The following is a 15720-nucleotide window of genomic DNA, read 5'->3' on the forward strand; positions in this document are numbered from 1 at the left end:
GCTGGTCCGGCGCCGGAAGGGTGTGTCACGTCGGACGGTGCCCGTCGGTGTGGTCGGCCGGCGGCGGGACGGCCTCGGGGTCGGCCGGCACCCCGTCCGGCCGGGCCAACGGGGCCGAGACCAGGACGGGCGTGTCCGTGTGCCGGGCGGTGTCGAGGAACTGGACGAGGGCCGCGGACCGTCCGGGCCCGGACTCCGCGGGCAGCACGATCAGGGTGGCGGCCAGGCCCAGCGCGTACCGGTGCCTGACCAGGGCCGCGAGGAGGCAGTGGCCCTGGTCGGGATCGGGCGCACTGTCCGGCCGGGCGGTGGCGACCAGGAGGAAGACCTCCAGCGGAAGGGCGCGGGTGAGCCGGTGCAGCAGTGCGGCGGCCGCGCAGGGCTCCTCGGCGCCTCCCGCGGGCCGGGCATCGGCCGCGGTGTGGACGACGGCCGTCAGCGGCGCCGACGCCGCGATCTCCTCGACGGCCTGCCGCAGCTCCGCGGGGTCGCAGGGGTCGGCGTCCACCAGGTGCACCTCGGTCGACCGGCCGGCCAGCTGGGACTGGAGGAGGCCCGCACCGTGGTCGTCGTCGTTGCGGTGTGCCACGAGCCAGATGTGCCGGGCCCCGTGGGTGGCGGCGTGCCGGGCGAGCGGCACCGTGTCGCCGAGCGGGCCGGCCAGCAGGATGCTTCCCCGCGCGTCGTCGGATGGGGGGATCCGTAGGACCAGCTTGCCGACGTGCCGGGCACGGCTCATGTGGTGGAAGGCCGCCGGCGCGTCCTGGACGTCGAAGACGTGGACGGAGGGCGGGCGGATCTGCCGCGCGACGAACAGCGTGTGGAGGTCGTGCAGGATCGCCGACAGCCGCTGCGGCTGCGCCGCCTGCCGGAGGTCGAAGGGGAGGTAGGCGACACCGGGGTGGTCCCGGGCGATGTCGGCCGGGTCGCGCGGATCGGTCTTCCCCATCTCCACGAACCGCCCGCCCGCGTGCAGCAGGCGCAGGGACGCGTCGGTGGCCTCATGGGCCAGGGCGTTGAGGACGACGTCGACGCCCCGGCCCGAGGTCGCCTCCAGGAACTGCTGCTCGAACTCGGTGGTGCGGGAGTCGGCGATGTGGCTGTCGTCCAGACCGAGCCGCCGCAGCGCCGGGTGCTTGGGCCTGCTCGCCGTGCCGAACACCTCCGCCCCCGTGTGGAGGGCGAGTTGGACGGCGGCACTGCCCACACCGCCGGTCGCGCAGTGGATGAGCACGCGGTCGCGCGCCGTCAGCCGGCCGAGGTCGAACAGCCCGTAGGAGGCGGTCGAGAAGGCCACCGGGACGGCGGCGGCGTGGGCCGGCGGCCACCCGTCGGGCACGGGGACCAGCAGGTGCTCGTCGGTCACGGCGATCGGGCCGAACGCGCCGCTCAGCAGGCCCATCACCCGGTCGCCGGGCTTGACGGCGGTGGCGTCCGGACCGGTCTCGAGAACGATGCCGCTGCCTTCGGCGCCCAGCGGCCCCGGGTCGCCCGGGTAGAGGCCGAGGGTGTCCAGGACGTCGCGGAAGTTGACCCCCGCCGCCTGGACGGCGATCCGGACCCGGCGGCCCGTCAACGGGTCGCCGACCTCGTCGCAGACGTCCAGGGCCAGGCAGTCCAGGGTGCCCTTGCCGATCAGGCTCAGGCGCCACGGAGGCGGCCCCGGCCGGGCCAGCCGGACGTGCCCGTAGGGGAGGGGGAGCAGGGCGGCCGGGGCACTGCTCGGCGCGAGGAGGACACCCACGCGGACGGCCAGTAGGGGGAAGGCGGAGCCGAGCGAGGAGGGGAGGGCCGCGGTCGACGCGGGGCCGGTGTCGAGGTCGACCAGGGCGAACCGTCCGGGCCTGGCGGAGGCCGCGGCCAGCACCGCCTGCAGCAGCAGGCTCTGCTCGGCCCCTGCCACCGGGTCCGCGGCGCGGGCCTGGATCGCGCCGCGGGTCACCAGGACCAGACGGGGACCGGGAGGGTCGGGCAGCGCGGCGAGGACCTCCCGGACCAGGTCCAGCGCCTGCCGGGGCGCCCCGTCGGCCGGGACGACCAGGACGCCCGGCGGAGGTCCGGCGGGGGGTGCCTGCGAGGGCAGCCGCGGCACGGCCGGATGAGCCGCGCGCAACTCCTCGGCCAGGACGGACGGCGCCGACGAGGGGGTGAGCAGGGCCCAGCTGACCGGTACCCCGGGATCCGGGACGGCCTCCCACCGGGTCTGGTAGAGCGGGACCTCGGACGGCGCGCGGCCGGTCGCCGCGGCGCCGGATCCGCCGAGGAAGTGGACGCGGGGTGCGGCGGTGTCGGTCATTCCTGGATCCCGTCGATCGCGGCGAACAGCGCGGCGTCCTCGGCGGTGTCGACCCAGTGGGACGCCGGCTCCGGTCGGGTGCCCGTCTCCGCCTGCTCGGCGGCGGAACCTGGCAACAGGTCCGCCAGCAGGCGGGCCGCGAGCGCGGCGGGGCTCGGATGGTCGAACACCGCGGTGACCGGCAGCGACGCCCCGGTGGCCCGGTTGATCCGGTTGCGGAGCTCCACCGCCGTGAGCGAGTCGAATCCGAGGTCGGCGAACGCCGCGTCGGCCTCGATCTCCTCCACCGACGAGTGGCCGAGGACCTGCACCACCTCGCTCCTGACCAGCGTGGTGAGGATGACGTCCGCCTCCCGCGCCCCGGCCTCGGCGAGCTTCCCGGCGAGGGTGTGCTCGACGGCCTCGGTGACCTCCTCCGCCCGGGCGGCCTGCTGCCTCGGACGGACCAGTTCGCGCAGCAGCGGCGGAACGCCGCCGGCATGGTGCAGCGCCGCACCGCTCAGCCGCAGCGGCAGGACGACCGCCTCCTCCAGACGCTGCGCCTCGTCCAGCAGTGCGAGGTTGTGGGCGGCCGGCAGCTCGGCGATTCCCAGGTGCTCCAGGCGGCGCACCGCGGTGGCGTTCAGGTGGCCCGTCATGGCGCTGCGTTCGGCCCACAGCCCCCACGGCAGCGAGAGCGCGGGCAGGCCCAGGCCGCGGCGGCACTCGGCGAAGGCGTCGAGGAAGGAGTTGGCCGCCGCGTAGTGGGCCTGCCCGGGGGTGCCGAAGATCCCGGCGGCCCCGGAGAACAGCACGAAGGCGGCGGGTTCGCGCGCGAGCGTGGCGCGGTGGAGGTTGAGGGCGCCGTCGACCTTCGACCGGAGCACCGTCGTGACCTGGTCCGGCGTCAACGTGGCGACGGTGCTGTCGGCCAGGACACCGGCGGCGTGGAAGACGGCGCTCAGCGGCCGCTCGCCGAGCTCGGTGGCGAGCGTCTCCTCCAGCGCGGCGCGGTCGGCGGCGTCGCAGGCCGCGATGGTGCACCGCGCGCCGAGGTCCGCGAGTTCGGCGCTCAGCTCCGCGGCGCCGGCGGCGGCCGGGCCGCCCCTGCTGAGCAGGAGCAGGCTTCGTACGCCGTGCACGGTGACCAGGTGGCGGGCCAGGAGGCGGCCGAGGGTTCCGGTACCGCCCGTGATGAGCACCGTGCCCTCGGGGCCGTAGGGCATGGGGGCCGGCGGGGGGACGGCGGCGCGGGTGAGCCGGGGCGCGTACAGCAGCCCCTCGCGCAGGGCGAGCTGGGGTTCGGCCTCGAGGGGGAGCGACGCCAGCGCCCGAGGGTTCGGACCGCCCGTGCCGGGGTCCGTGATCTCGGCGAGGTCGTCGACGTCGAACAGGGTGAGCCGGTCCGGGTTCTCGTTCTGGGCGGACCGCAGCAGGCCCCACAGGGCCGCGCCGACGGGGTCGGGGACCTCACCGGGCAGCGCGGCGACGGCGCGGTGGGTGAGCAGGACCAGGCGGGTGGCGGCCAGCCGCTCCTCGGCGTACCAGCCCTGCACCAGGGCCAGCGTCCGCTGGACGGCGTCGTGCACCGCCGGGGCGAGGTCGTGCGGCACCGGGTCTGCGGCGGTGGTCAGGCGGTGGAGCACCAGGTCGGTGCCGGGCCCCTCGGCCAGCGCGGCCAGGGCCCGGTGCAGCGCCGGGGCGTCGGAGCCGTCGACGGACGCCCGGCGGTCTGCGGCCAGCCAGGTGCAGCGCCGCGCGGGGGCCGCGGTCGCGGGCGCCACCGGCTTCCAGGACAGGCGGTACAGGCCCTCGCCGCCGAGATGGTGGCGCGGCGTCCGCGAGCCGACGGCCCGCATCGTGAGCGTGTCGATCGTGGCGACCGGGTGGCCGGCCGGGTCGGTGATGTCGACGGTGACGCTCTGCTCGTCCAGGGGCCGGATCCGGGTGCGCAGGGCTCCCGCCCCGTTGGCGTGCAGCCGGACCCCGCTCCAGTGGAAGGGGAGTTCGACCGCGGCCTTGCGGCGGACCAGCAAGCCCTGGAGCGCGGCGTCGAGGAGCGCGGGGTGGAGGTCGAAGGCGGTGTCCTCGTCGAACAGTGCCTCGTCGAGCCGGACTTCGGTGAAGATGTCCTGGCCGCGCCGCCACAGGCCGGTCAGCCCTTGGAACGCCGGACCGTAGCCGTAGCCGCGCAGGCCGACCGCGGTGTGGAAGGCCTCGACGTCCACCTCGACGGCGTGCTCGGGAGGCCAGGGACCGGGCAGGGCGTCCCCGGGGGGAGACGCGGACGGGGCGAGGACGCCGCGGGCGTGCAAGGTCCAGGGCTCGCCGGTGAGGGCGGTGTGCGGACGCGAGCGGATGGTGACGTTGCGTCGGCCGGAGGGGTCGGCGCCGCTGACGGTGAGGTGCAGCTGGGCGCCGTCCTCCTCGCCGAGCTGGAGCGGGGCGAGGAGGGTCAGTTCGGCCAGGTCCGGGCAGCCGGACTCGCGGCCCGCGCACAGGGCGAGGTCGACGAAGGAGGTACCGGGCAGCAGCGGCACGCCGTCGAGGGCGTGGTCGCGCAGCCACGGGTGGCTCTGCGGGCTCACCCGGCCGGTCAGGACGAAGCCGTCGTGCTCGGGCTCCGGCAGGACGATGTCCAGCAGGGGGTGGTCGACACAGGAGGCGCTCAAGGTGACGGCCAGTTCCTGCCGGGTGCCGCCGTGGAAGGTGTCGACCCAGAAGCGCCGGTGCTGGAAGGGGTAGGTGGGCAGCTCCGGCGGCGCTTCGGTCCCGAGGGGGTTGAGCGCGGCGGTGTCGACGGCCAGGCCCTCGACGTGGGCCTTGGCCACGGCGGCCGTGAAGTGCCGCAGGCCGCCCTCCTCGCGGTGGAGGGTGGGCAGGGCGACGGCGGTCCGGTCCTCCGCGTCGGCGCTCTCCAGGACGGCGCCGGACAGCAGGGGGTGGACGCTGGGTTCCACGAAGAACCGGTAGCCGTCCCGGACGAGGGCCCGGGTGGCCAGGTCGAACCGGACGGGCTCCCGCAGGTTCCGGAACCAGTAGGCGGCGTCCAAGGAGTCCGGGGCGATGGCCGCGCCCGTGACCGAGGAGTAGAAGTCGAGGTCGCCGGGGGCGGGGGTCACCCGCGTGAGCGACTCGGTCAGGGCGGTCCGCAACTCGTCGACCTGCGGGGAGTGCGCGGCGTAGCCGACCTGGATCCGCCGCGCGCGGACCTGGTCGACCCGGCACTCCGCCTCCAGGACGTCCAGCGACCCGGTGGGCCCGGCCACCACCACGGCCCGCGGGCCGTTCACCGTGGCGACGCACAGGCCCGGGTAGTGCTCCAGCCTCCGCAGCACCTCGTCGTGCGAGAGCTGGAGCGCGAGGAGGCCGTGGCCGCCCGACAGCCGGGTCAGCATCCTGCTGCGCAGGGCGACGACGAGGGCCGCGTCCTCCAGGGACAGCGCTCCGGCGAAGCAGGCGGCGGCGATCTCGCCTTGGGAGTGGCCCACGACGGCGCTCGGCCTCGCTCCTGCGGCCGACCAGAGCCGGGCCAGCGAGAGCTGGACGGCGAAGAGCGCGGGCTGGACGACGTCGACGCGCTCCAGGGCCTCGGCGGCCCCGGGGAGCAGGACCTCGTCCAGCGACCAGTCGGTGTGCGGGGCCAGTGCCCGGCCGCAGGCGGCGATGCCGTCCGCGAAGACGGGGCTCTCCTTGATCAGCCGGGCCGCCATGCCGGGCCACTGGGACCCCTGGCCGGCGAAGACGAACACCGTCCTGCCGTCGGCGGCCGTGCCGGTGACCAGGTCCGGGTCCGCGCTCCCGTCGGCGAGCGCGCCCAGCGCCCGCAGACAGCCGTCGAGTTCCGGGGCGGTGATGGCCGCGCGGTGCGAGAGCTGGGCACGGGTGGTGGCCAGGGCCCGGCCGACCGCCTCGGCGGAGGCCGCCGGTCCGGTCCGCAGGTGGGCGTGCACCTGCTGGGCCTGGGCCCGTAGCGCGGCCTCGGTGTGGGCACTGAGAAGCCACACGGGTGGCGCCACGACGGGCGGGGCGGTCGGTTCCGGCGGCGCGGCGGGTTCCGGGGCCGTCGGCGCCTGCTCGACGATCACGTGGGCGTTGGTGCCGCTCACCCCGAAGGCGGAGACGGCGGCGCGGCGCGGTCGGCCGTTCCCGGGCCAGGGAACGGCGTCCGTCAGGAGCCGGACGTCGCCGGTGCCCCAGTCGACGTGGGGGGTGGCAGTGGTGGCGTGCAGGGTCTTCGGCATGCTCTCGTGCCGCAGGGCCAGGACCGTCTTGATGAGGCCGGCGACCCCTGCCGCGGCCTGGGTGTGGCCGACGTTGGACTTCAGCGAGCCGAGGTACACAGGCTGCCCGGCGGGGCGGCCGCGGCCGTAGGTGGCGAGCAGGGCCTCCGCCTCGATCGGGTCACCGAGGGTGGTTCCGGTGCCGTGGGCCTCGATCAGGTCGATGTCGCCGCCGCCCAGTTCGGCCCGGGCGAGGGCCTGGCGGATCACCCGCTGCTGCGATTCCCCGTTGGGAGCGGTGAGGCCGTTGCTGGCGCCGTCCTGGTTGATGGCGCTGGAGCGGATCACCGCGAGCACGGGATGGCCGTGACGCCGGGCGTCGGACAGCCGCTCCAGGACGACCATGCCCGCGCCCTCGGCGAACCCGGTGCCGTCCGCCTCCGCCGCGAAGGACCGGCAGCGTCCGTCGGGCGAGAGCGCCCGCTGGCGGGAGAACTCGATGAACAGGCCGGGCGAGGCGATCACCGTGACCCCGCCGGCCAGCGCGAGGGCGCTGTCGCGCTGCAGCAGCGACTGGCAGGCCAGGTGCACGGCCACGAGGGAGGAGGAGCAGGCGGTGTCCACGGAGACGGCCGGTCCCTGGAGCCCGAGGACGTAGGCGACCCGTCCGGAGATGACGCTGAGCGGCTTGCCCGTGGTCAGGTAGCCCTGCATCTCCTGGGGTGCCTCGTGGGCGCGGGCGCCGTAGTCCTGGTAGACGGCCCCGGCGAACACCCCGGTGCTGCTGCCCCGCAGGGAGCCCGGGTCGATCCCGGCACGCTCCAGCGCCTCCCACGACGTTTCGAGCAGCAGCCGCTGCTGCGGGTCCATGGACAGCGCCTCGCGGGGGGAGATGCCGAAGAACTCGGCGTCGAAGTCCGCCGCGGCCTCCAGGAAGCCACCCGCGGTGACGTAGCTCTTGCCGGGCGCCGCCGGATCGGCGTCGTACAGCTCGGTGAGGTCCCAGCCCCGGTCCTCCGGGAACGAGGAGATGGCGTCCGTCCCGGCCTCCAGGAGCCTCCACAGGCCCCGGGGGCTGTCGATGCCGCCGGGCAGGCGGCAGGCCATGCCGAGGACCGCGATCGGTTCGGCCGACGGGGCGGCGCCGGTGGGCCGGCCGACCTGTTCAGCGGTCTGCTCCCCGCCGCCCTCCGGTTGCCCGGCCTCGGCGGCGAGCAGGGTCTGGAGATGGTCGGCGAGGTCGGCCGGGGTCGGGTGGCTGAACGCCAGGCCGGTCGGCAGCCGCAGACCGCTCGCATGGGCCAGCCGGTTGCGCAGCTGCACGGCGGCCAGGGAGTCCAGGCCGAGTTCCTTGAACGGCCGGTTCGGGGCGACGGCGTCGGGGGCGCGGTGGCCGAGGACCGCGGCGGTCGTGGAGCGGACCAGCTCGGCCAGGACCTGCCGTTGGCGCGCGCGGGGGAGCCGCGGGTAGTCGGCGGGCAGACCGGCGGCGGTGCGCTGCTCGCCCGCGGCCTGTTCCTGCCGGGCCCGTTGGACGGCCGGCAGGTCGTCGAGGAACGGGCCGGGCCGGTAGGGCGCGCGGTTGGACAGGAAGGTCGGCCAGTCGAAGCGGGACAGCACGATCCGCGGATCGGATCCGGCGGCCAGGGCCGGCAGCAGGGCGCCGGTCGCGTCGAGGTCGAGCGGCGGCAGCCCGCGCTCTGCCATCCAGTCACCGCCGTCCTTCCCCAGGCCGCCGGGGAAGTATCCCCAGGCGATCGAGGTGGCCGGCAGGCCCCGGGCGCGGCGCTGTTCGGCGAGCGCGTCGAGCCAGGCGTTCGCCGCACCGTAGGCGCTGTGCCCGCCCATGCCGATGGCGCCGACCACCGAGGAGTAGAGGACGAAGGCGTCGAGGTCGTCGCCCGCGGTCAGCTCGTGCAGGTGCCGGGCACCCAGGGTCTTGGCGGCCAGCACCCGGTCCAGATGGTCCGTCGTCAGATGGTCGATCATGGCGGTTTCGAAGGCGCCGGCCGTGTGGACGACGGCCTTCAGCGGGAACGCCGGCGGGACGGTGGCGAGCACGGCGGCGAGCGCGGCGCGGTCACCGACGTCGCAGGCCGCCACGGTGACCCGGGCCCCCAGGGCTTCCAGCTCCGTGACCAGCTCGGCCGCGGCGGTGGTGCCGCCGCCGTGCCGGCTGAGCAGCAGGAGGTGCGGTGCCCCGGCGGCGGCCAGGACCCGTGCGGCCTGCGCCCCCAGGAAGCCCGTGCCACCGGTGATCAGGACCGTTCCCCGCGGCGTCCAGCCCCGGCCCGCCGGGACGGCGGCCTCCCGCAGACGGTGGGCGTACGTTCCGCCGGACCGCACCGCGACCTGGTCCTCGACCGCCGGCAGGGCCAGCGCCGCACAGGCGCGCCGCAGGCTCTCGGCATCGGGCTCCGGGGGCAGGTCGAGCAGGCCGGCCCAGCGGTCCGGGTACTCCTGGGCGGCGGCCCGGCCGAAGCCCCACAACGCCGCCTGGCCCGGATCGACCACCACGTCGTGCTCGTCCACGCGGACGGCGCAGCGTGTCGCACACCAGACGGAGGCGGGCGCCTCCAGGTCGTCCAGCGCCTGCAGCAGCGTGGCGGTGTCGGCGAGCGGGCCCGCCGGGGCCGCCCCGTCCGGCCGCAGCGCGAGGAACGAGACGATGCCGTCCGGCCGCCACTCCTCCACCGCGGGCCGCAGCAGCCCGGCCGCCGCGGCGCGCTCGGCCCCCGTCGGCAGCGTCACGGTGCGGACCTCGGTACCGGGCGAGCCGAGTGCGACCGCCAGGTCCCGCGGCCACGGCCCCGCGTCCGCGTCGGGGGTGACCAGCAGCCACCTGCCGCGGGCCGCCGACGCCGACGGGACGACCAGCGGTGTCCACACGGGCGCGAAGCACAGGTCGCCCAGCCGGGCGCGGGTACGGTGCGCGCTGCGCCAGGCGGCCAGGGCCGGGACGACGCCGCGGACGGGCTCCTCGTCGGCCAGCCCCAGGACGGCGGCGACGGCGGCGGCGTCCTGGCGGTCGACGGCGTCCCACAGCGGCTGTTCGGACTCGCTCCGGCGGTCGGCGCCCGGGCCGGCCGCGTCGGGGGAGAGCCAGTAGCGGCTGTGCTGGAAGGCGTACGTCGGCAGTGCTACCCGGCGACCGTCGCCGAAGACCGTCGTCCAGTCCACGGCCAGGCCGTGGCACCAGGCCCGGGCGAGGGCCAGCAGGAGGTCACCCGGCTCCCCGGCGCCCCGGTGCAGCGAGGGCAGGACGGTGACGTCGGCGGGCGGGTCCTGGCTGTCGGCGGTCTCCTGGATCCCGAGGGCCAGCAGCGGATGCGGGCTCATCTCGACGAAGGTGTCGTACCCGGCCGAGAGCAGTTCCCGGACGGTGGGCTCGAAGCGCACCGGACGGCGAAGGTTGGCGTACCAGTAGGCGCCGTCCAGGAGCCGCCGCGGATCGGTGTCGGCGGTGACGGTCGAGTGGAACGGGATACGGGCCGGCCGCGGTGCGAGGCCGGCCAGTGCCTGGGCCATCGGCTCGCGCAGGGTGTCGATGTCGGCGCAGTGCGAGGCGTAGTTGACGGCGATCCGGGCGGTGCGCACACCCTGGTCGTCGCAGCGCGCGACGAGGCGCTCCACCTCCTCGCGGGGGCCGGAGACCACGGTGGACCAGGGACCGTTGAACACGGCCACGCCGAGGCCGGGAAAGCCGTCGCGAAGCAGCGCCTCGACGTCCGGCGCGGGCATCCGCAGCGCGAGCATGGCGCCGCCGGTGGCCAGCGTTCCGACCAGTCGGCTGCGGGTCACGGTGGCGAGCAGCGCGTCCTCCAGGGTGAGGGCGCCGGCCACCCAGGCGGCGGCGAGTTCTCCCTGGGAGTGTCCGACCACGGCGTCGGGCGCGACGCCGTGCGCGCGCCACACCTGCGCGAGTCCGGTCATCACGGCGAACAGGGCGGGCTGCACCACGTCGTCCCGTTCCAGGGTGGGGGCCTGGGCGTCCTGGGACAGGAGCGAGAGCAGCGACCAGTCGCAGTGCGCGGACAGGGCGCGGTCGCACGCCTCGACGTGGGCCCGGAAGACCGGGGACGCGGCGAGCAGACCGCGGGCCATCCCGGGCCACTGGGAGCCCTGGCCGGGGAAGACGAACACCGTCCGGTGGGCGGGAAGGGCCTCGGCCGTCACCGCCCCCTCGGTGTCGTCCTCACCGGGGGCCGAACGGGCCAGGGCGTCCAGGCCCGCCAGCAGCGCGTTGGGGGAATCGCCGACCACGGCGGCGCGGTGGTCCAGCGCGCTCCTGGTGGTCGCCAGGGACCGTCCGACGTCCCGGGGATCGTGGAGCGACCCGCTTCGCACGGCGCGGGCCAGCCGGTCGGCCTGGGCCCGCAGCGCCTCCGGGCCGCCGGCGCTGAGCGTCCACGGCAGCGCCGGGCCGTCCCACGCGGCCGCCGGGCGGCCGTCCGGGGTGGACTGCTCCGCCGCGCCGTCGGGTGCCTCCTCCACGATGACGTGGACGTTGGTCCCGCTGATGCCGAACGACGAGACGCCCGCCCGGCGGGCGGCCGCTTTGCGCGGCCAGTCCACGCTCTCCGTGAGCAGGCGCAGGCGCGCGTCCCGCCAGTCGACCCGCGGTGACGGCGCGTCGACGTTCAGGCTGGCCGGAAGTTCCTCGTGCTGCAGCGCGAGCACCGTCTTCACCAGGCCCGCGGCGCCGGCGGCCGCCTGCGAGTGCCCGATGTTCGACTTGAGCGAGCCCAGCAGCAGGGGGCGCCCGTCGTCCCGGCCCTCCCCGTACACCCGCCCCAGCGCCTGGGCCTCGATCGGGTCGCCGAGCGTCGTGCCGGTTCCGTGCGCCTCCACCACGTCGACGGAGGCGGCGCTGACGCCGGCGTCGGCGAGGGCGCTGCGGATCACCCGCTCCTGGGCCGGGCCGTTGGGAGCGCTGAGGCCGCTGCTCGCGCCGTCCTGGTTGACGGCGCTGCCCCGGAGCAGGGCCAGCACGGGGTGGCCGTTGCGCCGGGCGGCCGACAGGCGTTCCAGCAGGACCAGGGCGGCGCCCTCACTCCACGCCGTCCCGTCGGCGGCCGCGGCGAAGGGCTTGCACCGCCCGTCGGGCGCCAGGCCGCGCTGGCGGGAGAACTCCACCCACATGCCGGGGGACGACAGCACGGCGACGCCGCCCGCCAGGGCCAGTTCGCATTCGCCGGCGGCCAGCGACCGGCAGGCGAGGTGGACGGCCACGAGCGAGGAGGAGCAGGCGGTGTCGACGGTCAGCGCGGGGCCGGTGAGGCCGAAGGTGTAGGCCAGTCGGCCCGATGCCACACTCGGGGTCGTGCCGGTCAGCGCGTAGCCGGCCGCCTCGCCGGCGGCCTCGTGCATCCGCGGACCGTACTCCTGCGCGGTCGCACCGATGAACACACCGGTGGGGCTGCCCCGCAGGGACTCGACGGGGAGGCCGGCGCGCTCCCAGGTCTCCCACGCGGTCTCCAGGAGCAGCCGCTGCTGAGGGTCCATCGCACCGGCCTCGCGCGGGGAGATGCCGAACAGCCCGGCGTCGAACTGCGCGGCGTCCTGGAGGAAGCAGGCGCGGCGCACGTAGGTCGTGCCGGGGGCGTCCGGATCGGCGGCGAACAGCGCGTCGAGGTCCCAGCCCCGGTCGCGGGGGAAGTCGGAGACGGCGTCCCGACCGTTTCGCAGCAGCGACCACAGCTCGTCGGGTGTCGTGATGCCGCCCGGCAGCCGGCATCCCAGCGCGATGACCGCCACCGGGTCGTCGGACCGCTCCGGGGCGGGGGCGGTTGCGGCCCGCTGGGTGTCCGCGAGTTCGGCGGGGCCGGAGAGCAGCCGGGTCACCTCGGCCGCCGCGGCCAACGGGGTGGGGTGGTCGTAGGTCAGGGTGTCGGGCAGGGACAGTCCGACAGCGGCACCGAGCGCCTCGGAGAGCTGGACGGCGGTGAGCGAGTTCACGCCGAGGTCCTCGAACGAGCGGCGCGGGTCGATCCGGTCGCCCGGGCGGTGGCCGAGCAGTGCGGAGGCGTGGCCGAGCAGCAGGTCCAGGACGGCCCGCTCGGTGACGGGTGCGGCGGGTGCGGCCCGTCCAGGCCCGTCCTGCCCGGCAGTGGTCGGTTGCTCGGCAGGGGTCGGCTGTTCGGCGGAGTCCGCGCCGGACGGCGCCAGCCAGTGGGCGCGGCGTTGGAAGGCGTAGGTGGGCAGGGCCGTGCGCCGGGCGGGCAGGTGGCGGAAGACCTCCTGCCAGTCCACCGCGAGTCCGTGGAGATACAGCTCGGCCAGGGCGCCCGATACGGCGGCCGGCTCGCTGATCGTGTCGCTGAGCAGGGCGATCGTGTTCTGGTGGGGCTCGTCCTGCGCGGGCAGGCAGCGACTCGCCATCGAGGCCAGGGTCGCGTCCGGGCCGAGTTCCACGAAGTGGCCGGTTCCGCCCTGCGCGATGGTGCGCACCGCGTCGAGGAAGCGCACGGTACCGCGCAGCTGGTCGACCCAGTAGCCGGCCGTGGTCAGCTCCTCCGGCCGGACCCAGGTCCCGGTCAGGGTGGAGGCGATGGGGACATCGGGGGGCCAGTAGGTGAGGGAGTTCGCGACGGCGGCGAAGTCGGCCAGCACGGCGTCCACCTGAGGGGAGTGGAAGCCCCGGGCGACCCGCAGGACCCGGGTGCGGGCTCCACGGCGCTTGAACTCCGCGGCCACGGCGCGCACATCGTCCGGCTCGCCCGACACCACCACGGCCCGGGGACCGTTCACCGCGGCGAGCGAGACGCGTCCGCCGTGCTCCGCCAGCAGCGGCGCGACCTCCTCCTCGGTCCCTTCGACGGCGGCCATCGCCCCCGTGGGCAGGCCGCTCATCAACTGCCCGCGCCTCGCCACGAGCAGCGCGGCGTCCGGCAGCGAGAACACACCCGCCACCTGTGCGGCGGCGAGTTCGCCCACCGAATGGCCGGCCAGGGCGTCGGGGCGGACTCCCCACGCCGTCAGCATCCGGTGGAGCGCGACCTCCAGGGCGAACAGCGCGGGCTGGGTGTAGGCGGTGTCGTCCAATAAGGCGGCCCCGTCGGTGCCCGGGTCGGCGAACACCACGGACGCCAGTGGACGGGGGAGGTAGGGGCCCAGGGCCTCGGCCACCTCGTCGAACGCCTCGGCGAAGACGGGTCGGGACCGGTAGAGGTCGCGTCCCATCCCGGGCCGCTGGGTGCCCTGACCGGCGAAGAGGAAGGCGGTGCCCGGGCGGTCGCACACCCTCCCCTGATGGAGACCGGGGGAGGGGGACCCTTCCGCGAGCCGCGCGAGCCCCTCGCACAGTTCGGCCCGGTCCCGCGCGACGACGCCCGCCCGCCACTCGAAAGCCGTTCGCGTGGTCGCGAGCGAGTACGCCAGGTCGAGCAGCTGCGGCGGTTCACCGGACGGCCCCTCCGCCGGGGCGCCGAACCGGCCGGTGGCCTCACCCGCCTCCGGGGACGGGGGCTCCTCCACGACCCGCGCCGCGGGGGTGACCAGGCCGAGCAGCGCGCGGGCCTGTGCCCGCAGTGCCTCGCGGCTCCGTGCCGAGATCACGTGGACGTGCCCGCCCCGGTCGTCCTCCGTGCGGGGCTCCGGAGCGGTGACGGGAGGGGCCGGCGCGAGCACGACGTGGCAGTTGGTGCCGCCGAGGCCGAAGGAGTCGACCGCCGCGACCATCGGCGCGTCCTGCCCCGACCAGTCCTCGAACTCCCGGGGGACCCGCAGGTTCAGCTCGTCCAACCGGATCCGCCGCGAGGGCGCCCGGTAGTTCGGCTGGGGGACCACGGCGCGGTGCCACACGGAGAGCACCGCCTTGATGAACCCCGCGATCCCGGCCGCGGCCTCCAGATGGCCGATGGCCGCCTTGACCGAGCCGACCACCACGGCGTCGCCGCCGTCGCGGGCCGCGCCCAGTGTGCCGCCGACGGCCGCGGCCTCCACCGAGTCGCCGGCCGGCGTTCCGGTGGCGTGGAGTTCCACGTAGTGGACGGCCCCCAGGGTGCCCGCGCGACCGTTCACCCGGCGCAGCAGTTCCTTCTGCGCGACGACGCTGGGATGCGTCAGACCCGGGCCGCCGCCGTCGTTGTTCACCCCGCTGCCCCGGACGACGCAGTAGATCCGGTCCCCGTCCGCGAGCGCGGCCGACAGCGGCTTGAGCAGCACGACCCCGACGCCCTCGCCGGGAACGAAGCCGTTGGCGGCCTCGTCCAGCGGACGGCAGCGGCCGTCGGGGGAGAGGGCGCCGAACAACCCGGCTCCGGCTGCCCCGTCCCGGTCGAGCAGCAGGTTCACACCGCCGGCCAGCGCCGCGTCCGTCTCCCCGCGCAGGATGGACTCGCAGGCGAGGTGGAGCGCGACCAGCGAGGAGGACTGGCCGGTGTCGACGGTCATGCTGGGGCCGCCGAACCGGAGGGTGTAGGACACCCGGTTGGCGATCATGCTGCGCTGCAGTCCGGTGAACGTGTGCAGGTCGTAGCCCGCCGGCCCCCGGCGCCGCGTCACCACCGCGTAGTCGTCGCGCATCGCGCCGAAGAAGACACCGGTGCCGCGCTCGGCCAGGGCGGCCGGCCGGATCGCGGCGTCTTCGAGGCTCTCCCAGGCCACCTCCAGGGCCAGGCGCTGCTGGGGGTCGAGCGCGGCCGCCTCCTTCGGAGAGATTCCGAAGAAGTCGGCGTCGAACTGCTCCGGGCCCGCGATGAACCCACCGGCGGCCGGCCGGGAGGTCACACCGGGCAGGGGGCCGCCGGGCGGCGGGGCGATCACGCTGACGCCGCTCCGCAGGACTGACCAGTAGGACCGGAGGTCGGGCGCAGAGGGGAATCGGCAGCCCATTCCGACGACTGCAATGCTCTCGTCCACGGACTCTTCGTCCTCTCGGTTCCGTTTCCGTTTCCGGTTCCGTTCCGGGGAACGGCCGCGCGGGTTCGAACGCGGCGCCGGCGTCCTACTCGGCGATCGCCGTGCTGTAGCTCCAGCGGTAGACCGGCAGCAGTTGGCCGTCGACGTACTCGGTCCCGCCACTGCGCTCGAAGTGCTGGTGCTGTCCACGCCGGGTCACCAGCACCTGGGAACCATTGAGGACGGGTTCCTCCGCCTCGGTCACGGCCGCAGGCAGGCTGTCGTCCGCGCCTTCCAGGACGACCGCCCGTTCCGATCCCGAGGAATCCACTACGAAAATTCTTGCAGACATGCCCGCTCATCCCCAGTCGTCGAAGAAGC

Annotated in this window: 3 protein-coding genes; all 3 read right to left on the reverse strand. The window is 75.7% G+C overall.

Annotated features, from left to right (window positions below):
- Window positions 1–25: 25 nt before the first annotated feature.
- From ACFCLZ_RS37785 to ACFCLZ_RS37795, 3 genes are read right to left on the reverse strand one after another with little or no spacing between them, the layout of a single operon-like run.
- Window positions 26–2296, reverse strand: coding sequence for a zinc-binding dehydrogenase (locus tag ACFCLZ_RS37785; RefSeq protein WP_380282448.1), 2271 nt, complete (start codon window positions 2294–2296; stop codon window positions 26–28).
- The gene (locus ACFCLZ_RS37790) at window positions 2293–15549 is read right to left on the reverse strand and encodes a type I polyketide synthase (RefSeq protein WP_380282449.1); all 13257 of its coding nucleotides are present in this window, start codon (window positions 15547–15549) and stop codon (window positions 2293–2295) included. Before ACFCLZ_RS37790 ends, ACFCLZ_RS37785 begins: the two co-directional genes overlap by 4 nt.
- A complete protein-coding gene (locus ACFCLZ_RS37795; RefSeq protein WP_380282450.1) occupies window positions 15446–15670 on the reverse strand; it encodes a DUF5988 family protein in 225 nt (74 codons plus the stop codon). The genes ACFCLZ_RS37790 and ACFCLZ_RS37795 overlap by 104 nt, the downstream gene beginning before the upstream one ends.
- Window positions 15671–15720 lie beyond the last annotated feature (50 nt).

Origin of the sequence: Kitasatospora purpeofusca, assembly GCF_042691725.1 — a bacterium.
Lineage (GTDB): Bacteria > Actinomycetota > Actinomycetes > Streptomycetales > Streptomycetaceae > Kitasatospora > Kitasatospora purpeofusca_B.

What these genes read in the sequence shown, in the direction of transcription:
- ACFCLZ_RS37785 (WP_380282448.1), bottom strand. Translation starts at nt 2,296, where the DNA reads ATGACCGACACCGCCGCACCCCGCGTCCACTTCCTCGGCGGATCCGGC.